Annotated in this window: 16 protein-coding genes and 1 pseudogene; 1 reads left to right on the top strand and 16 read right to left on the bottom strand. The window is 38.7% G+C overall.

Features of this window, described 5'->3' with window-relative positions; genetic code table 11:
• Positions 1–4: 4 nt before the first annotated feature.
• The 16 genes and pseudogenes from DXA05_RS13130 to tsaD all read right to left on the bottom strand — a co-directional run bounded on the left by DXA05_RS13130 (position 5) and on the right by tsaD (position 15,131).
• Positions 5–1,823 (bottom strand): annotated as a pseudogene (locus DXA05_RS13130) (BatD family protein).
• Positions 1,824–1,854: 31 nt separating this feature from the next.
• Positions 1,855–2,577, bottom strand: a complete 723-nt coding sequence (locus DXA05_RS13125; RefSeq protein ID WP_008640249.1) for a tetratricopeptide repeat protein — start codon at positions 2,575–2,577, stop codon at positions 1,855–1,857.
• Between the two features lie 8 nt (positions 2,578–2,585).
• Positions 2,586–3,614, bottom strand: a complete 1,029-nt coding sequence (locus tag DXA05_RS13120) for a VWA domain-containing protein (RefSeq protein WP_004314368.1) — start codon at positions 3,612–3,614, stop codon at positions 2,586–2,588.
• Between the two features lie 45 nt (positions 3,615–3,659).
• The gene (locus DXA05_RS13115; protein ID WP_004314367.1) at positions 3,660–4,643 is read right to left on the bottom strand and encodes a VWA domain-containing protein; all 984 of its coding nucleotides are present in this window, start codon (positions 4,641–4,643) and stop codon (positions 3,660–3,662) included.
• A 49-nt stretch (positions 4,644–4,692) separates the two neighbouring features.
• Positions 4,693–5,769: a hypothetical protein gene (locus DXA05_RS13110; protein ID WP_008640252.1), complete on the bottom strand. Its 1,077-nt coding sequence runs from the start codon at positions 5,767–5,769 to the stop codon at positions 4,693–4,695.
• 11 nt (positions 5,770–5,780) lie between these two features.
• Entirely contained in the window at positions 5,781–6,650 is an 870-nt protein-coding gene (locus DXA05_RS13105) for a DUF58 domain-containing protein (protein ID WP_004314365.1), read from the bottom strand.
• Between the two features lie 83 nt (positions 6,651–6,733).
• Positions 6,734–7,729 (bottom strand): AAA family ATPase, encoded by a 996-nt coding sequence (locus DXA05_RS13100; protein WP_004314364.1) that lies wholly within the window; start codon positions 7,727–7,729, stop codon positions 6,734–6,736.
• Positions 7,730–7,968: 239 nt separating this feature from the next.
• Complete coding sequence (locus DXA05_RS13095; protein ID WP_004314363.1) at positions 7,969–9,387, bottom strand: HU family DNA-binding protein; 1,419 nt, start codon at positions 9,385–9,387, stop codon at positions 7,969–7,971.
• Between the two features lie 13 nt (positions 9,388–9,400).
• Positions 9,401–9,673, bottom strand: coding sequence for an HU family DNA-binding protein (locus tag DXA05_RS13090; protein WP_004314362.1), 273 nt, complete (start codon positions 9,671–9,673; stop codon positions 9,401–9,403).
• Entirely contained in the window at positions 9,666–10,976 is a 1,311-nt protein-coding gene (gene rimO / locus DXA05_RS13085; protein WP_120068411.1) for a 30S ribosomal protein S12 methylthiotransferase RimO, read from the bottom strand. Before rimO ends, DXA05_RS13090 begins: the two co-directional genes overlap by 8 nt.
• A complete protein-coding gene (gene ftsY / locus DXA05_RS13080) occupies positions 10,973–11,932 on the bottom strand; it encodes a signal recognition particle-docking protein FtsY (RefSeq protein ID WP_009041129.1) in 960 nt (319 codons plus the stop codon). The genes rimO and ftsY overlap by 4 nt, the downstream gene beginning before the upstream one ends.
• A gap of 138 nt (positions 11,933–12,070) precedes the next feature.
• Positions 12,071–12,229 carry a DUF4295 domain-containing protein gene (locus DXA05_RS13075; protein WP_004295982.1) on the bottom strand — a complete coding sequence of 53 codons (159 nt, stop codon included), beginning with the start codon at positions 12,227–12,229 and terminating at the stop codon, positions 12,071–12,073.
• Between the two features lie 17 nt (positions 12,230–12,246).
• Positions 12,247–12,435: a 50S ribosomal protein L33 gene (rpmG, locus tag DXA05_RS13070; RefSeq protein ID WP_002560155.1), complete on the bottom strand. Its 189-nt coding sequence runs from the start codon at positions 12,433–12,435 to the stop codon at positions 12,247–12,249.
• A gap of 21 nt (positions 12,436–12,456) precedes the next feature.
• Positions 12,457–12,717 (bottom strand): 50S ribosomal protein L28, encoded by a 261-nt coding sequence (rpmB, locus tag DXA05_RS13065; RefSeq protein WP_004314359.1) that lies wholly within the window; start codon positions 12,715–12,717, stop codon positions 12,457–12,459.
• Between the two features lie 122 nt (positions 12,718–12,839).
• On the bottom strand, positions 12,840–14,072 hold the full coding sequence (locus DXA05_RS13060; RefSeq protein ID WP_008775676.1) for a competence/damage-inducible protein A: 1,233 nt from the start codon (positions 14,070–14,072) through the stop codon (positions 12,840–12,842).
• A gap of 39 nt (positions 14,073–14,111) precedes the next feature.
• The gene (tsaD, locus tag DXA05_RS13055; RefSeq protein WP_128859235.1) at positions 14,112–15,131 is read right to left on the bottom strand and encodes a tRNA (adenosine(37)-N6)-threonylcarbamoyltransferase complex transferase subunit TsaD; all 1,020 of its coding nucleotides are present in this window, start codon (positions 15,129–15,131) and stop codon (positions 14,112–14,114) included.
• A 200-nt stretch (positions 15,132–15,331) separates the two neighbouring features.
• Here tsaD and DXA05_RS13050 point away from each other — a divergent pair, with 200 nt between their 5' ends.
• On the top strand, positions 15,332–19,786 hold the full coding sequence (locus tag DXA05_RS13050; RefSeq protein ID WP_128859234.1) for a translocation/assembly module TamB domain-containing protein: 4,455 nt from the start codon (positions 15,332–15,334) through the stop codon (positions 19,784–19,786).
• The last annotated feature ends 59 nt before the right edge of the window (positions 19,787–19,845 follow it).

The raw sequence follows: 19,845 nt of genomic DNA, 5'->3' as shown, positions 1-19,845 counted from the left end.
TGGGTTAATGTTTTATCGAATTCTCCATTTTGCTTATTACTTCTATTGAAGAAGAATAAACTTTATCCATGGCTTGATTTTCATCACCTGGAGCAAACCGGGCAAATTCACAGTCATTCAATGCATTCAGGAATTCTTTGATTAGTTCCTCATTTACTCCATGATTTCTTAGCTTCTCTTCAATATTATCTTTAGATAAACGAGATACCGGAATATTCAGTTTGTCACTTATATATCCCACAGTGCCTTTAAAACTTCATCATAGAAAGCATCTTTCTTATTTTCTGAGAGTAATTTTCCAGCTAACTTCATACGTTTTGTTGCTACTTTATTGGCTTTCTTCGTACGCATTTTAGCTACGTTCGCATTTTCAGCAGCTTGCTTACGATAAATAATAAAGAAAATAATAAAGCAAGAGCCGGAATGATATAGAATAGCCAATATGTCATTGAACCATAGAAGAAACTTCCTTTAGGCTGGAGAGTAACTTCGTTTTGTTTGATGTAACGGATGTCCTCACCTAATACTTTCAAATCCTCTTTATTAGTGAAATTAGCAATTACTTGATCTGCATTACCCGCACCTTTCTCAACGTTTATTACATATTCTTCTGTTTTCAGCGTTTTATAAGATTTGGAGCGAATATCAAAATAACTAAAAGATACTCCTGGAATCTTATATGTTCCAGCATGTCTCGGAATTGCTAAATATTCGATAACCTTATTACCTGTAAGTCCTTCCCGGGTTAATCTGACTTGATTGTCTACTTTGGGATCGTATACTTCAAAATCATCTGGGAATTTAATTTCCGGATTAGAAATTAATTTCAGGTTACCTGTACCGGATATTACTAATTTAATAGTAATAGCATCATTGGTTTTCAGTTCCTTGTTGTTGATAGATGAAGAAATATTGAACTCTCCCACTCCACCGGAGAAATCTGCCGGTTTACCTGCAGGAAGCGGATTTACATTTATTGCTATTTTAGGGGTGGAAATTGATTTTTTTATTTCAATGACATTACTTCCTCCATTGAAGAAAGCATCAAAAGGATCATCAGATTGTACAGGCTTACCGACTGTCATCTGGAATTGAGCAGGATCAATATATAGTTTTCCTGATTGTTGCGGGAAGAGAACGAACTGACGATAAACTGTCGTATAGTAATTACGTCCCTGATAATGTTCCGGAGTCCATCTCGCATTTGTAGTCATTTCGATTTCTTGAGAATGGAAGCCTTTAAAGTCGGGTAACTTTGCATTATTCAGTTGTAAATTGGATTCTCTGGTGTATATTTTATAGGTCAGGACAAATGCTTCCTGTTCGTACACATTCGTTTTACTGGCACTTGCTGTAATAAACAAGTCTTGGTTAGAGACCCCTGTACCAGATGAGGAATGTGTAGAAGAGCTACTGCTACTATTGCTATCACCTTGATCTTGTGGCAATACTTTAATCCTTACTGAATTTGATACCATTTGATCGCCATCAGCAACAATTGAAGCTCCAGGTATTGTATATTCTCCGGCATTATTCGCCATCAATATATATGTGAATGTAATACTACTAGTAGACGTAACATTACCATTTACTATTTGAGTATTACTTTGTTGTGAACGGCTTGGCCCCATCAACACATCAAAACCTTTGATTGATGGTGCCCGGAAATCTTTCACTTTTTGTGTAGTAACAGTATACGACAGCCTGAACTGGTCGCCTACTACCACTGCGTCAGGAGCAGAAGCAGTAAAAGACACTTTATCAGCAAGCATCTGAGTGCTATATGCTATCAATGCCATCAATATAATAATCAGTTTTTTCATTGCTTATGAAATTTATATCATCAACTTTATATTACCAATCTTTTTCTAAGCGACCACCTTGCATAACTTTTTGTTGCTTTTTCACTTTGTCTTGCACATCTTTTTCATCCTGCATTACAGAATTCAGCAATTGTTCAGCATTCTCCTTTGACATCTGGTTATCTTGTTTTTTTTCTGACTTCGGTGGTTGCTGCTGATCTTTCTTTTCATCTTGTTTCTGATCTTTCTGCTTGTCTTTATTCTGATCTTGTTTTTGATCTTGCTTTTGTTGATCTTTATTCTGATCCTGATTTTGGTCTTGATTCTGCTGATTTTGTTGATCTTTCAACATTTTCTGTGCAAGAGCCAAATTGTACCGGGTTTCATGATCGGCAGGATTATTACGCAGTGACATTTTATAGGCGTCCACAGCCTTTGCATAATCTTTACCAGCTTGGAAAAGTACTCCCATATTGTGGTAGATATGGGCGAGCTTCATTTTATCCTTTTCAATTTTGCTGGCCGATACGTATTGTTCCATGGCATCCTGAAACTTTTGCTGTTGCGAAAGAGTATTTCCCAAATTGTACATAGATACTGTAGACTTGGGATTTGCTTCCAGAGCTTTCCGGTAGTTTACCTCTGCGTCAACAAATACACTATCATTAAACAGGCGGTTTCCCTTACGGATATAGTCGCGTTCTGCTTTCTGAGCCGAGACACCGACTGTCGCTAGCAGAAATACAGCGAATAGAATATATTTACTTTTTAACATACGTATAACTATTTCTTATTAGAAAACAGGTGAATGTTCTTAAATAAAGGATTTTTGCGGTCCAAAATTAAGATTTCTGCCAATAACAATAGTAGAATAACCCATGCAATAGCTTGGAATTGTTCGTTAAACTCTGTATATACTTTCGACTCTACATCAGACTTCGCCATTTTGTTCACTTCTTGATTAATAGCTCTTTGGGCTGAATTAGAGTTGTCTACTCGTACATATATACCTTTTCCTTCCTTAGCAATTTCCTGGCACATAGCTTCATTCAAACGGGTAACAATCACATTACCTTCCCGGTCGCGACGATAATCATTCGTACCTTCTACCGGAATGGGGGCACCATCAGGCATACCTACTCCCAATACACTTACTTGAATACCTTTTTCTGCAGCGGCTTTTGCGGCTTCCACTGCACCACCCTCATGATTTTCACCGTCAGTAATAACAATAATAGCACGTCCTACCCCTTCTTGTGGAGTGAAACTACGAGCTGCTAAATTGATTGCTTCCCCGATAGCTGTACCCTGTTTAGAAATCAACGAAGGATTGATGGACTCTAAAAACATCTTAGCGGAAATATAGTCACTTGTAATTGGTAGCTGAGTAAAAGCGTCACCTGCAAATACAATCATACCTACCTTATCATTGTCAAGTTCATCCACTAATCTGGAAATTAGTCTTTTTGCTTTTTCCAGACGGCTAGGTTGTACATCTTGAGCTAACATAGAGTTTGAAATATCCAAAGCTATAATTACCTCTACTCCTTTACGCTTAACCGTTTCCAGCTTAGAACCGAATTGGGGGCGTGCTAATAATACGGAGAACAAGCCAATAGCAACAAAAATAATCCAGAATTTTACATCCGGACGATATTTGGATACATCAGGCATTAATTGAGCCAATAAAGTCGGGTCCCCGAAGCGTCGGATATTCTTTCTTCTCTTGTAGTTGGAATACAAGTAGAAAGCTGCTAAAAAAGGTAATAGCAGCAATAAGTATAAATATGTAGGTTCTCCAAATCGAAACATCTTCTTACTATTTTATGATTGACAAATAACGATTGACAAACATTCTTATGGAATTTTTTTGAGTACCGAATTGCGTAATAGTACTTCCAACAAAACACAGAGGAAAGCAGCTAGGGCAAACCAGTGATACTCTTCGTCTCGTTTACTGTACTCTTTTACGTTCAGTTTCGTCTTTTCCAGTTTATCAATTTCTTCATATACTTCTTTTAGTTTCGAGTTGCTCGTAGCCCGGAAATAGTTACCATCCGTTGTTCCGGCAATCTCTGTCAATGTCTTTTCATCAATTTCCACCGGCATACTTACATATTGTACAGTATTCCCCACCGGATAAGGATAAGGGGCCATTCCATTAGTACCTACCCCGATAGTATATACACGAATACCAAAACTTTTAGCTATTTCTGCTGCTGTCATTGGAGAAATATCTCCCTTATTATTAGTACCATCCGTCAATAAGATAATAACTTTAGATTTCGCTTTGCTATCTTTTAAGCGAGTCACAGCATTAGCAATACCCATACCAACCGCAGTACCGTCAGTGATAAGGCCGCATTTAATATTATGTATCATATCCAACAATACGGCATGATCTACAGTCAACGGACATTGAGTGAAAGTTTCTCCTGCAAATAATGTAATACCGATATTATCATTGGGGCGTCCGTTGATAAATTCAGCAGCTACATCTTTGGCAGCTTCAAGTCTGTTTGGCTTTAAGTCTTCAGCCAGCATACTGGTAGAAACGTCAATAGCCAGCATAATATCAATTCCTTCTATTTCACTGTTCTGCCACTTGTTAGTAGTTTGCGGGCGTGCAAGAACCAAGATAACTAACACCAAAGCAATGCAGCGCAGTAGAAATGGAACATGCAACAAATAGTTCTTATAACTTTTAGGTGTATGTGCATATACCCGAGCATCTGAAATTTGAAGGGTTGCTTCACTTTTCTTTTGTTTCAGGATATACCATACAATATATGGTATAAGCAATAATAGCAAAAACAGATATTCAATATTGGCAAAAACCATTTTATTTATGATTTAACAGTTTACTATTTAGTATTAAGTTATACACTCTTTATACAAAAAGATTGTATAACTGCAGACCTATATATATAAAGGTACCAATCAGTGCTGCTGATAACAGTGCAATTCCGCAAATCAGCATAGCTTTAACACGTAAAGAACGTTTCTCAATGATAGTGATTTCCGTTGGTTGCGGTTTCTGGTTTTCCTCTTCCGGTTGTTTTGTCTCATTGATAAAATCGATGGCATTAATTAAATTAGCATCGTTTTCATTCATCTGAGGATCATGTTTGGCAAACTTAACTAAATCAGCGGTCTGGAACAAAAGCTTCAAGTCTGATATAGCCTCTTTATCATTCAACTCCAATAGCTGGTCAATTATTTCAGAAGAAGTCATTTCTAATGCGTTAAATCCGAAACGGTTCTTAATATAGGTGCGAAGTGTATCCGTTAGTTCGGTATAATACTCCTTCGATTGTCCTTTTTGCCATATCTTCTCTGTTTTGATACGTTCTATCTCTTTCATTGCAGCCTGATGTGGCGGCAATTTAGGTTCAACTTTTATTTTACGGATAATAGGTTTATTATCACGTATACGAATAATGAGATAGATCAGTAAACCAAGCAAAGGTAAAGCCAAGAATGAACAAGCAATCAATCCATACCAGTCTTCCCACGCAAAAGGAGCTTTCATCACAGGTTTCTGTCCAAAGAACTGGTCCGGATGTAATGTATCAACCGGCATCGAATATACTTTCAATGCCAGAGCTTTGGATTTATATACTTTATCATCTACGGTAACCGGCATTGGTGGTAGATAATATAGAGCAGAGTCAAAAGAAGTGATAATGTATTCTTGAGTAATCAACATTCGTTGGCGATCATTCAGGAATTGAGTATCCGGTTTGACAGTTTCTATAATTTCCACACCTCTTACCAATGTATCGGTGTAAGCAGGAAAAATAGCACGCTGTTTAGCATCCATGGCTACTTGCAATTGCACTTTCGCCTGTTCGCCAATCAGTATCTGCAATGAATCAATTTTTGCTTCTACCGTGACAGACTGTGCTGCTGCTTTGCCTACAGACAATAGAGCTAATAATGCTATCAGAATAATATTTCTATTCATCTTTGATTCCATTAATTTCGTTTGGCAAATAAATTCAACAATGCCTTTACGTAATCCTGGTCGGTTCTGACAGATACAGCATCCACGTTACTTTTAGTGAAAGTATCGTTAAGTTCAGTCTGCTTTTGTATCCACCAGTCACGATGTGCCCGGCGTACAGCTTTGGAAGAGGTGTCGATCCATTGTTCATGTCCAGTTTCCGCATCTTTGATTCGCATCAGTCCTACTGGGGGAAGATCACTAACCCTCCTGTCGTACACTTGTAATGCTACTACATCATGTTTTCTGTTAGCAATGGTCAGTGCATTCTTAAAGCTGTCCTGATCAATAAAGTCTGATAAGATAAATGCGGTGCAACGTCTTTTCATCACGTTTGTCAAATATTCTAAGGCAAGACGAATATTTGTACGACGGCTTTCCGGCTGAAAATCAATCAATTCGCGGATAATATATAAGATATGTTTACGTCCTTTCTTGGGAGGAATAAACTTTTCTATCCGGTCTGAAAAGAAAATCACACCAATTTTATCATTGTTCTGAATAGCAGAGAAAGCAAGCGTGGCAGCGATTTCCGTCACCATATCTTTCTTCAACTGCTTGATCGTACCAAATTCCAAACTTCCGGAAACATCGACCATTAACATAACTGTCAGTTCACGTTCTTCTTCAAACACTTTCACATAAGGTTTATTGAAGCGCGCAGTCACATTCCAGTCTATGTCACGTATATCATCGCCGAACTGATACTCACGGACTTCCGAAAATGACATACCCCTACCCTTGAAAGCCGAATGATATTGGCCTGCAAAGATATTGTTAGACAATCCTCGTGTCTTTATTTCAATTTGGCGAACTTTTTTTAGTATTTCACTTGTTTCCATTTATACAGTAGTTAAGTAGTAAGTAGTTAAGTAGTCATGTATAGATATTAATGACTACTTATTGACTGTATTATAACTACAAATTAGGGCACTTCAACCTTATTCAGAATCTTACTGATGATTTCGTCCGAAGTCATATTATTAGCTTCAGCTTCGTATGTCAATCCAATACGATGACGGAGAACATCATGTGCTACAGCACGTACATCTTCCGGAATTACGTAACCGCGACGTTTGATAAATGCATACGTACGAGCAGCCAAAGCCAGATTGATAGACGCACGAGGTGAACCTCCGAATCCGATCATATCTTTCAGTTCCTTGAGGTCATATTTTTCAGGGAAACGAGTTGCAAATACAATATCTACAATATAACGTTCAATCTTCTCATCCAGGTACACTTGACGAACAACCTTACGTGCTTCAATAATTTCATCCGCTTTGAGAATAGGCTTCACATTGAACTTCTCACCATTGATATTTTGGCGAATAATCAGTTTTTCTTCTTCCAGCTTTGGATAATCAATGACAACTTTCAACATGAAACGGTCAACTTGTGCTTCAGGAAGCGGGTAAGTACCTTCTTGTTCGATAGGGTTCTGAGTAGCCAGTACAAGGAAAGGTTCCGGTAATATGAATGTTTCTTTACCAATAGTAACCTGACGTTCCTGCATTGCTTCCAGCAAAGCACTCTGTACTTTAGCAGGAGCACGGTTGATTTCATCAGCTAATACAAAGTTTGCGAAAATTGGTCCTCGCTGCACTTTAAAAGATTCATCTTTCTGACTGTAAACCATTGTACCAATAACGTCGGCAGGCAATAAGTCCGGCGTAAACTGGATACGGCTATACTTCGCATCAATCAGAGAAGCGAGTGTTTTAATAGCCAAAGTTTTCGCCAAACCAGGCACACCTTCCAAAAGAACGTGACCATCGGAAAGTAATCCGATAAGCAGTGATTCAACCAAATGTTTCTGACCAACAATGATTTGGTCCATCCCTGTCGTAAGATTGGTAACGAAAGCACTTTGTCTTTCAATCCGCTCATTTAGCTCGCGGATATCAATTGATTCAGCCATAAATACTTAATATTTTATTATTTAAATCCCTTTTATTTTATGTAAGCCTTTCCTGTGTGTTGTAAGCTTCTTATTTTGCCTCCAAAAGTACGCCATATAATTAACGATTGCAACTAATTTTTATTAAAAAACAATGCGAAATCTTTAGATTAAGGTACTTTCATACGCTTTTGTACATCCATAACATTTCACCCGATCAATACAGGATTTGTATGATCGGGTGAATGGATTATTGCTATTTATTCTTTTGTAAGTTCCGGTATTTCAATTGTTGTGCCATATGGTACGTTATTGGGGTTCTTAATAACCTTCGGATTGTGCTTCACAATGTATGGCCACATTGCTTTTGTACCATAAAAACGCAAGGAAACCCTAGTTAAAGTTTCTCCTTCTTTGATTGTATATTTTGTTTTGGTTCCTGTAATTTTATAAGATGCTGAATCCAAATAAGCAGATGTAGCGGGTTGCTGTGGAGCTGTCTGGGGTTCTGCTTTGGCAGGAGCAGTTTCTTCTTTTTGGGCAACAGGTGGTGTGGGCGTAACAACTTTAGGTACATCAGGAGTTATTTCCTTTATGGTATCCTTCTGTTCAATTGTATCGGAAAGTTGTGTTTCCGGTTGAACGGGTTGAGTTGTCACAGGTGGCATATCCAGCGCATTCTTGTCAGATGAAGAAGAAAATAAATCCGGGTAATAAATAAACAGGATAACCCCTCCACATAATAACAAAACGATTACAATAACAGCTATTAAATAAGGTACAGGAGATTTTTCCTTCACTGGAGCTGTTTTTTTAGAAGCCGGTTGGGATACATGTTCTGATTTGACCGGTTTTATCGTTTCTTTTTTAGCAGGAGGTATTATAGGAGCCACAGGTTGCAGATTTGCTTTCATAAGCTCTTGTTCTATAATTTTCTCGGCAGTGATCTCCTCTTTTTCTTCTATTATAGGTGCTGCTGGTTGTTGTTCTACCATTGCGACTTCCTCTTCCGGGACTTCTTCATCTTCCAGCTGTTCGACTTTCTCTTCAATATTAGTTTCTGTGCTGGTCCTTTTAGGTTCTACATGAGAGGATGGCTCAATAGATTCTTCTACTGTAGATACATTTTCAACGATAACAGGTTCTTCAATGGAGTCTTCCACAGATGGTTGAGCAGTTATTTGCTCTTCCTGAATCAACTCTTTTTCTGAAAGCTCATCATCAGTGCTTTCATATTCCTCCGTTACAAGGGGGGGCGTATTCTCACCAATCTCATTCAATACAGTTTGTGCTGATGCTTCCTCACCTGCTTCTTCTTCCTCTGTATCTTCTATCGGAGTATCTTCCAAAATTGTATTTTCATTCAATACAACAGTCTCAAAGTGTGCGAAAGGCTTATTTATTGTATCTCTTAGATTGGCATCCGGAGAAAATGAGACTTTTGTATGTCCCTTTATCTGGAAACGTTCTCCTGTGTTGACATTGACACTTTCCCGGCTATCTACATCAATAAGTTTGAAAGTTCCCAATCCTTTGATTTTTACAGTCTTTTCGTTCTCCAAAGCTTGTTCTATCAAGAGAAAAAACTCTTTAACAAACGCTTCGGCGTCTTTCTTGGTCATGCTATGTTTGGCTGCCAATAAGTCAGTAAGGTCTTGAATTGTTAGTCTTTCATTCATAACGGGAAATTATTTATTTAAACTTATCTTTCAATGTATTGCTAGGTCTATAAGATAGCACTAATTTGGGTGGAACCAACATGCGTTGTTTACTTGCCGGGTTGATTGAAATTCGTTCCGCTTTCTTTTTAACTTCAAAAGAGCCGAATCCTTGAACTGCAATCACATTACCTTCTTCCAATTCTTGTGTCATGCTGGACAACAAAGAACCTATCAATTCGGAAGTATCCTTGATTGTGTATCCCAATCTTTCCGCTAGTTCGGATGTAAATTCCTTATTATTCATAGTCATTTATAATCTTTGCATATAAATCAAAATCGTCTGCATTCGTCACTTCCACCTGATAAAACTGTCCGATCTTAAGTTCTCTCTCTGAACGCTTAACCAGCACTTCCGGATCTACTTCCGGTGAATCAAATTCTGTTCGTCCAATATAATAATCTCCTTCCAAACGGTCGATGATAATTTTCATCTGTTTACCGATTTTTTCCGCACTTAATTCTGCCGAGATACCTTGCTGGATGTCCATCAATTCATCAAGTCTGGCTTGTTTAACCTCTTGTGGAATAGAATCTTCGTATGCTTTTGCAGCATAAGTTCCCTCTTCTTCGGAATATGCGAAAGCTCCCATCCGATCGAAACGTACTTTGCGCACAAACTCTTTAAGCTCTTCGAAGTCTTCCTCGGTTTCTCCGGGATGCCCTACCATTAAAGTTGTTCGCAGGTGAATGCCTGGCACTTCTTTACGAAATTGTTCAATCAGTCGGTAAGTATCCTCTTTGCTCACTTGCCGACGCATTAATTGCAACATATTGTCGCTGATATGCTGAAGAGCAATATCCATATATTTACATACATTATCGCGTTCACGCATAACCCGGAATAAATCCGTTGGGAAATGTGCCGGATAGGCATAATGCAACCGAATCCATTCCACGCCAGGGATATCGGAAATACGTTCAATCAGTTCCGGAAGCATTTGCTTCTTATACCGATCGATTCCATAATAAGTCAATTCCTGTGCGATCACCTGAAATTCTTTCACGCCTTGCGATACCAGGTATCGTACTTCGTCCAAAATTTCCTCCATCGGTTTGGAGATATGGCGTCCTGTAATAATGGGAATGGCACAATAAGAACATTTGCGGTCACACCCTTCTGAAATTTTCAGGTAAGCATAGTGCTGGGGAGTTGTCAATGTCCGTTCGATATATAACTCATCATGATAGACCTTTCCTAAATCTTGTAAAAGCTCCTTCCAATTGAATTTGCCATAAAATTTATCTACTTGCGGTATCTCAACAGCCAATTCCTTCAGATAACGTTCGGAAAGACAACCCATCACGAAAAGTTTCTTTAAATCCCCTTCTTCCTTTCTTTCAGCAAATTCCAGAATCATATTTATAGACTCCTCTTTGGCATCACCAATAAAGCCGCACGTATTGATTACTGCAATTTCTCCTTGTGGATTTTCAGTATCATGGGTTACGCTATATCCGACTTCTTCCAGTTGACGCATTAACTGTTCGGAGTCAACCAAATTTTTAGAGCATCCTAAAGTGATAATATCTATTCTCTTTCTTTTCATGCATTCTCTCCAAACAAGGAATCAACGAATTCATTTTTACGGAATACTTGCAGGTCTTCCATACCTTCACCTAACCCGATATATTTAACAGGAATCTTGAATTGATCGGAAATACCAATCACGACACCACCTTTAGCGGTTCCGTCAAGTTTAGTGATAGCCATGGCAGTTACTTCGGTTGCCAGGGTGAATTGTTTGGCTTGTTCGAATGCATTTTGTCCGGTGGAACCGTCCAATACCAATAAAACTTCATCCGGTGCATCGGGCACAACCTTCTTCATCACATTCTTGATTTTGGTCAGCTCGTTCATCAAGCCCACCTTATTATGCAGGCGACCGGCTGTATCGATTATAACCACATCTGCGTTGTTGGCAACGGCAGAACTAAGAGTGTCATAAGCCACAGATGCAGGGTCCGCTCCCATTTTCTGTTTAACAACAGGAACCCCTACCCGTTCTCCCCAAATCATTAACTGTTCTACGGCTGCAGCGCGGAAAGTATCGGCTGCTCCCAAATAAACCGATTTGCCTGCTTTTTTGAATTGATAAGCCAGCTTGCCGATAGTTGTAGTCTTCCCTACTCCATTCACTCCCACAACCATAATTACATAAGGTTTCCTTGTGATGGGTACGTCAAAATCAGCTACATCATCCGAGTTGTTTTCGGTAAGCAAAGCTGCTATTTCGTCACGTAATATAAGATTCAGTTCTTGAGTATTCACATACTTATCAGCCGCAGCGCGTTTCTCGATGCGTTTGATAATATTTAAAGTTGTTTCTACACCTACGTCAGATGTGATCAGTACTTCTTCCAGATTATCTAATACTTCATCGTCTACTTTTGACTTACCAGCCACAGCACGAGCAATCTTACTGAATACGCTCTCTTTGGTTTTAGATAATCCTTTATCTAAAGTTTCCTTCTTCTCCTTTGAAAAAAAACTAAAAAATCCCATATTGACACTTGTTTGTATAATACATTTGCTACAAAGATATAACAAAGGATTGGAAAAGTAAAAAAAGAAGCAATAAAAAATCCCCTCATTGTTTACCAATGAGAGGATTTTGCAGTTATAGCGTATATGCTATTTCGATTATTTTTTGAAAAAGTCTTGTACTTTTTCGTTCGGAACCATTTGCTCATCAAAAACGTATGCTCCAGTTTTCGGAGATTTTACCATTTTGATAACCTTGGTATAAGCACGACCTTCTTTTGAACCTTCGTGCAAACTTGCTACTGTTTTCTTTGCCATGGGTTATACTACTTTTATTATTTAATTTCCTTGTGTACTGTTACTCTCTTCAGAATTGGGTTGTATTTTTTCAACTCAAGTCTTTCTGTAGTATTCTTTCTGTTCTTAGTTGTGATATAACGAGATGTTCCCGGCATTCCACTGTCTTTGTGTTCTGTACATTCCAGAATCACTTGTACTCTGTTACCTTTTGCTTTCTTTGCCATTGTAAGTTTTCTCCTCTACGTTTAGCCGATTACTTTAATGCTTTTCCAATCACAATAACCTTTAGCCACTGCTTCAGTCAGCGCAGCATCCAGTCCTTTTTTGTTGATAATACGCAACCCGTTAGCGCAAAGGCTAAGGCTGATCCAACAATCCTGTTCTACATAATAGAACTTTTTGTTAAACAAGTTCAAATCAAAGGTTCTTTTAGTTCTTCTCTTTGAGTGTGAAACATTGTTGCCAATCATGGCTTTCTTTCCGGTAATTTGACAAATCTTCGACATTTCTATCTTATTTTTATAGTTTTATATCTATACTTATTTCAAACAGGACGCAAAGTAAGCACTTTTATCCGTATAAAACAAGAATTTCTTAAAATAATTCACTTTCAGGCACCTATTTTTCTTTATTTGAGTAAATCACGGAGCATTAATAGGGCATTATTGCCAGCTCTTTCAATGTTCATGCTTCTTCCGCGGTTTGTTTCTTGCTTGTAAGTATGAATTTCGTTTTTATAACCAGCAGCTATCCAAACAGTTCCCACCGGCTTTTCCGGAGTACCACCTCCAGGGCCTGCTATCCCTGAAGTAGCAACAGCGCAATCTGTTTTTAATGCTTTCATCGCACCTTTTACCATTTCAATCACAGTTTCCTCACTGACAGCTCCATATTGTTCCAAAGTTTCGGAGGAAACGTGCAAAAGCCCCATTTTCACTTCATTAGAGTAGGCCACTACACTTCCATTAAAATATTCAGAACTGCCGGCGATGGAAGTCAACCGTGCGGCAATACTGCCCCCGGTACAACTTTCTGCGGTGGAAACGGTCAATTTCTTCTTTTTTAAAAGCTCACCGACTATAACCTCCAATGGTGTATCTTCTTCACTGAAAATATCTTCACCAAGTATTTCCTCTAATTTTAACTTTTCACGTTCAAGAAGAACTTTTACTTCTTCTCTGTTTTGTCCTCGTCCGGTCAGTCTAAGACGAATAATGCCAAGTTTGGGTAGATATGCCAATTTAATGCATTCCGGTAAAGCGTTCTCCCACGATTCTAACTTTTCGGCTAATACAGATTCTGGATAGTGCTGTACGAGAAATGTTTGATGCATAATAACATCCGTTTGAAACCTATCGTGCAGCTTAGGTAACACGCTTTCTGTCATCACAGCAATCATCTCTTGTGGAACGCCCGGCATGGAAACAAGTACCTTGCCATCCCTCTCGAACCAACTGACAGAAGCACTTCCCACAGGGTTATTTATTACCATACAATCTTTCGGGACCATTGCCTGGCTTTTATTGAGTGCATTCATTGGTATTTTTCCTGCCAGTACCCGCTTTACGTTTTCGAATACTTCTTCGTTGAAAACCAGTTCCGTATGGAAGTATTTACATAAAGTCTGTTTGGTAATATCGTCTTTGGTAGGTCCGAGTCCTCCGGTTACTAAAACAATATTCACCCTTTCCATCGCATTATCAATCGCTTCCATGATTTCTTCTTCCCGGTCACGGATTGAAACAATACGAAGAACCTCAATACCTATTTTATTTAATTCCTGTCCCATCCAGGCAGAATTAGTATCGACAACCTGTCCTATCAGCAGTTCATCGCCAATGGTTATTATTTCGGCAAACATACTTCTTAGTTTTATCCTATTATATATAAGGTATACTTATTATAATGTCACACGCGAATAAGCCGGAAGATCAATAGAACAAAAATCCTTATCCAGGTATTTGAAATATCCGGTAATGGCAATCATTGCTGCATTATCGGTAGTATAACTGAATTTAGGGATGAAAATATTCCAACCATATTTCTCGGCGTGTTCTCGGAAAGCATTGCGTAATCCGTTATTTGCGGAAACTCCTCCGGCTACTGCTATTTCATTAATTTTATATTCTTTGGCAGCTTTCCGTAATTTATCCATCAGAATGTCCACTATAGTAGCTTCCAATGATGCTGCAAGATCCACTTTATGGTGCTCTATAAAATCCGGATCATCTTTTAGCCAGTCGCGTAATGAATATAAAAAGGAAGTTTTCAATCCGCTGAAACTGTAATCTAAACCGGGAATATGCGGTTTGCTAAATGTAAAAGCTTTCGGATTTCCCTGGCGTGCTAATTTGTCAATGATTGGTCCACCCGGATAGCCAAGTCCCATCACTTTAGAACATTTATCAATTGCTTCACCTGCCGCATCGTCAATAGTCTGTCCGAGGATCTCCATATCATTATAGGCTTTTACCAGTATGATTTGTGAATTTCCTCCGGATACCAGCAAGCAAAGAAATGGGAAAGCAGGCTGTCTTTCTTCCTCTCCTTCTGCTTTAATAAAATGAGCTAAAACATGTCCGGTCAAGTGATTAACGTCAATCATTGGAATGTTTAAGGAACGAGCAAATCCTTTTGCAAAGGAGACTCCGACAAGCAAAGACCCCATCAATCCTGGACCACGAGTGAAAGCTACTGCGCTCAACTCTTCTTTGGTGACACCGGCACGTTTTAATGCTTCATGTACTACCGGTACGATGTTTTGTTGGTGTGCCCGTGAAGCCAACTCGGGTACTACTCCACCGTATGCTTCATGTACGGCTTGACTTGATACCACATTTGACAGCAAATAACCATCCTTGATTACGGCTGCCGACGTATCGTCACAGGAGGATTCAATTCCTAAAATTATTGCACTCATAAGTATTTAAACTATTAAACGGTGCAAAAGTAATCATAAAACTACGATTCGTAACGAACTATTTTATATTTTTGTTCGCAAAATAAAAGTTATCGCATATCAGAACGCTGAAAAAGACTGTACGCTGGGTAGTTGGTATTGTACTGGGAGTATATATCGGGACTATTGTTTTGCTGAATATACCAAGCATTCAGCAAACAATGAGTGTATTTGTGGCTAAAGAACTTTCCGAAGTTTTAAACACAAAGGTAGTGATTGGTAGAATTAATATCGGTCTATTAAACCGTATTATTATTGATGATGTATTGCTTGACGATCAAAGTGGTCAGGAAATGCTCAAAGTCACTCGTTTATCCGCCAAGTTTGATATTATGCCTTTTTTTAAAGGAAAGATATCCATTAGCAGTGTTCAGCTCTTCGGATTTAATATCGATCTCCGGAAAGAGACTCCGGAGTCTCCTCCTAATTTTAAATTTGTTTTGGATGCTTTTGCTTCCAAAGATACAGTAAAGAGAGAAAGTTCACTTGATTTACGAATTAACTCCATCCTGATTCGTCGTGGAAGGATGTCCTATCATGTGTTATCGGAACAGGAAACACCGGGAAAATTTAACGCCAAGCATATTCAGCTTCAAAATATCATAGCCAATATATCGCTGAAAGCCTTAAGTAAGGATTCTTTAAATTTAGGAATCAAGCGATTGAGCCTTGATGAAAAGGCATCCGGCTTTTCTTTGAAAAAAATGAGTTTGAAACTGGTTGCCAATAACAAGCAGACAAACATTGATAATTTTACTATAGAGTTGCCCGAAACATCTCTTAAGCTGGATACCATTCATTTAGAGTATGATAGTTTGAAAGCTTTTGACCGTTTTACAGAACAGGTGCATTTCTCTTTCCGTACTTTGCCATCGCAAGTTACTTTAAAAGATATTTCTCCTTTTGTCCCTATCCTCTCGCATTTCAAGGAACCGGTGACGTTGGATATGGAGGTGAAGGGAACTGTGGACCAGTTGACTTGTTCGCATTTGGAAATTACGGCCGACGACCGCCAGTTTCGTCTGCGAGGAGATGTATCGCTTCAGGACTTATCGCGTCCACAAGATGCGTATGTATATGGAACTCTTTCCGAACTTTCGGCCAATACCCGCGGAGTCGGTTTTTTAGTGCGTAATTTGAGTCCTAATTATAATGGAGTTCCTCCTCTTCTCGAACGTTTGGGCAACGTGAGTTTCCAGGGAGAAATTTCGGGATACTTCACGGACTTAGTTACTTATGGACAATTACAAACGAGTCTTGGAAATGTAAAGACCGACTTAAAATTGAGTTCTGATAAGACAAAAGGATTGTTTGCGTATTCCGGAGCTGTCAAAACAGAGGATTTTCAACTAGGTAAATTATTGGATAATGAGGAATTGGGAGAAATTACTTTCAATCTGGATGTACATGGCCGGCATATTGCTGACCACTTGCCTGCCGTAGAATTGAAAGGACTGATTGCTTCGATAGATTATAGCAGATATAGATATGAAAATATCACACTGGACGGAGAATACAAACAAGGCGGATTTAATGGAAAGATTGCGTTGGATGATCCTAATGGCTCTATTTATCTGAATGGAGACGTAAATGTTGCATCCAAAGTTCCTACTTTTAATTTTCTTGCAGTAGTCAATAAAGTACGCCCACATGATTTGAATCTTACGACCAAATATCCTGATGCAGAGTTCTCTTTAAAACTGAAAGCCAATTTTACAGGTGGATCAGTGGATGAGATGATTGGAGAAATCAATGTGGATAGCTTGGAATTTACAGCTCCGGATAAAGCATATTTCATGCAGAATATGAATATCCGGGCAACCAAACAAAATGGAGAAAATCAGCTTAGATTGACTTCCGAATTCCTGAAAGCAAGCATAGAGGGAAAATTCCAATATCACACATTGCCTGCCAGTATTCTGAATATTATGCGGAAATATGTGCCGTCTTTGATATTACCTCCCAAGAAGCCGATTGAAACCCATAATAACTTTTTGTTTGATATACATATATATAATACGGACATTTTATCTACGATATTTGATATACCGTTAACGGTATATACTCATTCTACGTTGAAGGGATATTTTAATGATGCTTTACAACGCTTGCGTATAGAGGGATATTTTCCCCGTCTGCAATATAAGAACAACTATATTGAGTCAGGTATGATTCTGTGCGAGAATCCGGCAGATCATATTCGTGCACGGGTTCGTCTGACTAATTTGAAAAAGAAAGGGGCAGTCAATCTATCTCTGGATGCACAAGCTAAAGATGACAATGTCAGTACGACTTTGGATTGGGGAAATAATGCTGCAGCAACATATAGCGGGAAATTAGCAGCTGTTGCCAAATTTCTACGTACAAGCGGAGAAAAGTCATTGTTGAAAGCGATGGTGGATGTGAAGCCTACTGATGTTATTTTAAATGATACTCTCTGGAAGATACATCCTTCGCAGGTGGTGGTCGATTCCGGACGAGTGGATGTGAATAATTTCTATTTTAGTCATCAGGATAGGTATGTACGTATTAACGGCCGGCTTTCCGAGAATCCTAAAGATACTGTAAAGGTTGATCTAAAGGATATAAATATGGGATATGTATTTGATATTGCAAGTATATCCGACGATGTAAATTTTGAGGGCGATGCAACAGGAACGGCTTATGCAAGCGGAGTGTTTAAAAAGCCTATCATGAATACCCGTTTATTTATAAAGAATTTCTCACTCAATCACGGTCGTTTGGGTGAACTGGATATATATGGTGAGTGGGATAATGAAAACAGAGGTATCCGGTTGGATGCATCCATTCAGGATATATCTCCTTCTCCGTCGCGTGTCACGGGTATTATTTATCCATTAAAACCCGAGAGCGGACTTGATTTAAATATTGAAGCAAATGAATTGAATCTGAAATTCCTCGAACATTATATGAAGTCTATTGCCAATGATATTAAAGGGCGAGGAACAGGAAAAGTACATTTCTATGGAAAATTTAAAGGATTGAACCTGGATGGTGCGGTTATGACAGATGCATCCATGAATTTTGATATTTTAAACACACATTTTGCGGTAAAAGATACTATTCATTTGGCTCCTACCGGATTGACATTCAATAATATACATATCTCTGATATGGAAGGGCATTCGGGGAGAATGAATGGATATTTGCATTTCCAGCATTTTAAGAACCTAAACTATCGTTTCGAGATACAGGCAAATAATATGCTTGTGATGAACACAAAAGAATCGACAGATATGCCTTTCTATGGTACGGTATATGGTACCGGGAATGTATTGCTCTCTGGAAACGCCATACAGGGGCTCGATGTAAATGTGGCCATGACTACAAATCGAAATACTACCTTTACCTATATTAATGGTAGTGTAGCATCGGCTACTAGCAATCAGTTTATCAAATTCGTGGATAAAACACCTCGTCGTACTATCCAGGATTCTGTTCAAGTAATCTCATATTACGAACAAATACAGCAAAAACGTCAGGAGGAGGAAGAGCAGAAAACAGATATCCGTTTGAATATTCTCGTGGATGCAACTCCCGATGCCACCATGCGAATCATTATGGACCCTATTGCCGGAGATTATATCAGCGGAAAAGGTACGGGAAATATCCGGACGGAATTTTATAATAAGGGCGATGTGAAAATGTTTGGTAATTACCGGATCAATCAAGGAGTATATAAATTTAGTTTGCAGGAAGTGATTCGTAAAGACTTTATTATCAAAGATGGAAGTACAATAACGTTCAATGGTGCACCTTTGGATGCTAACATGGACATACAAGCTTCATATACAGTGAACTCTGCCTCTTTGAATGATTTGATACCGGATGCTTCGGCTATTATACAACAACCCAATGTGCGTGTAAATTGTATCATGAATCTAAGTGGTATGCTGGTACGACCGACTATCAAACTGGGTATTGAGCTTCCGAATGAAAGAGATGAAATACAAACATTGGTACGTAATTATATCAGTACGGAAGAGCAAATGAATATGCAAATTCTTTATTTGCTGGGTATTGGCAAGTTCTATACGGAAGATGCCCGTAATAATAATCAGAATTCGAATGTGATGTCATCGGTGCTCTCATCTACTCTCTCCGGCCAGTTGAACAATGCACTTTCACAGGTCTTTGAAACGAATAACTGGAATATCGGTACGAATTTGAGTACGGGTGATAAGGGTTGGACAGACATGGAAGTAGAAGGTATTTTGTCGGGACAATTATTGAATAACCGTTTATTGATAAACGGAAACTTCGGTTATCGGGATAATCCGATGGCTAATACTAACTTTGTAGGAGACTTTGAAGCAGAATGGCTGATTACCCGTTCGGGAGATATTCGTTTGAAGGCTTATAATGAGACAAATGACCGTTATTACACAAAAACAAACTTGACTACACAAGGTGTAGGTATCATGTATAAAAAGGATTTCAATAAATGGAGTGATCTATATTTCTGGAATAAATGGCGGTTACGCAATAAGCGGAAACGGGAAGAAGCTGAAAAGGTGAAACCGCAACAAACGGACAGCATCACTGATAAAACTGCTAAATCGGCAGTGAAAAGAAAACGTGTACAGGAGCAGTAAAAAATAATAAACGATGACATATCCCCCAGGAATTATGTCATCGTTTGTTGTTTGTGAGA

Origin of the sequence: Bacteroides sp. AM54-2NS (genome assembly GCF_003602935.1) — a bacterium.
GTDB classification, from domain to species: Bacteria; Bacteroidota; Bacteroidia; order Bacteroidales; family Bacteroidaceae; genus Bacteroides; species Bacteroides xylanisolvens.
Note: the sequence above shows the minus strand (reverse complement) of the source record. Positions and strands in the feature narration are given on the sequence as shown.

What these genes read in the sequence shown, in the direction of transcription:
- ftsY (WP_009041129.1), bottom strand. Translation starts at nt 11,932, where the DNA reads ATGGGATTTTTTAGTTTTTTTTCAAAGGAGAAGAAGGAAACTTTAGAT.
- tsaD (WP_128859235.1), bottom strand. Translation starts at nt 15,131, where the DNA reads ATGAGTGCAATAATTTTAGGAATTGAATCCTCCTGTGACGATACGTCG.
- DXA05_RS13075 (WP_004295982.1), bottom strand. Translation starts at nt 12,229, where the DNA reads ATGGCAAAGAAAACAGTAGCAAGTTTGCACGAAGGTTCAAAAGAAGGT.
- DXA05_RS13105 (WP_004314365.1), bottom strand. Translation starts at nt 6,650, where the DNA reads ATGGAAACAAGTGAAATACTAAAAAAAGTTCGCCAAATTGAAATAAAG.
- DXA05_RS13095 (WP_004314363.1), bottom strand. Translation starts at nt 9,387, where the DNA reads ATGAATGAAAGACTAACAATTCAAGACCTTACTGACTTATTGGCAGCC.
- DXA05_RS13115 (WP_004314367.1), bottom strand. Translation starts at nt 4,643, where the DNA reads ATGGTTTTTGCCAATATTGAATATCTGTTTTTGCTATTATTGCTTATA.
- rimO (WP_120068411.1), bottom strand. Translation starts at nt 10,976, where the DNA reads ATGAAAAGAAAGAGAATAGATATTATCACTTTAGGATGCTCTAAAAAT.
- DXA05_RS13050 (WP_128859234.1), top strand. Translation starts at nt 15,332, where the DNA reads ATGAGTGTATTTGTGGCTAAAGAACTTTCCGAAGTTTTAAACACAAAG.
- rpmB (WP_004314359.1), bottom strand. Translation starts at nt 12,717, where the DNA reads ATGTCGAAGATTTGTCAAATTACCGGAAAGAAAGCCATGATTGGCAAC.
- DXA05_RS13100 (WP_004314364.1), bottom strand. Translation starts at nt 7,729, where the DNA reads ATGGCTGAATCAATTGATATCCGCGAGCTAAATGAGCGGATTGAAAGA.
- DXA05_RS13125 (WP_008640249.1), bottom strand. Translation starts at nt 2,577, where the DNA reads ATGTTAAAAAGTAAATATATTCTATTCGCTGTATTTCTGCTAGCGACA.
- DXA05_RS13060 (WP_008775676.1), bottom strand. Translation starts at nt 14,072, where the DNA reads ATGTTTGCCGAAATAATAACCATTGGCGATGAACTGCTGATAGGACAG.
- DXA05_RS13090 (WP_004314362.1), bottom strand. Translation starts at nt 9,673, where the DNA reads ATGAATAATAAGGAATTTACATCCGAACTAGCGGAAAGATTGGGATAC.
- rpmG (WP_002560155.1), bottom strand. Translation starts at nt 12,435, where the DNA reads ATGGCAAAGAAAGCAAAAGGTAACAGAGTACAAGTGATTCTGGAATGT.
- DXA05_RS13120 (WP_004314368.1), bottom strand. Translation starts at nt 3,614, where the DNA reads ATGTTTCGATTTGGAGAACCTACATATTTATACTTATTGCTGCTATTA.
- DXA05_RS13110 (WP_008640252.1), bottom strand. Translation starts at nt 5,769, where the DNA reads ATGAATAGAAATATTATTCTGATAGCATTATTAGCTCTATTGTCTGTA.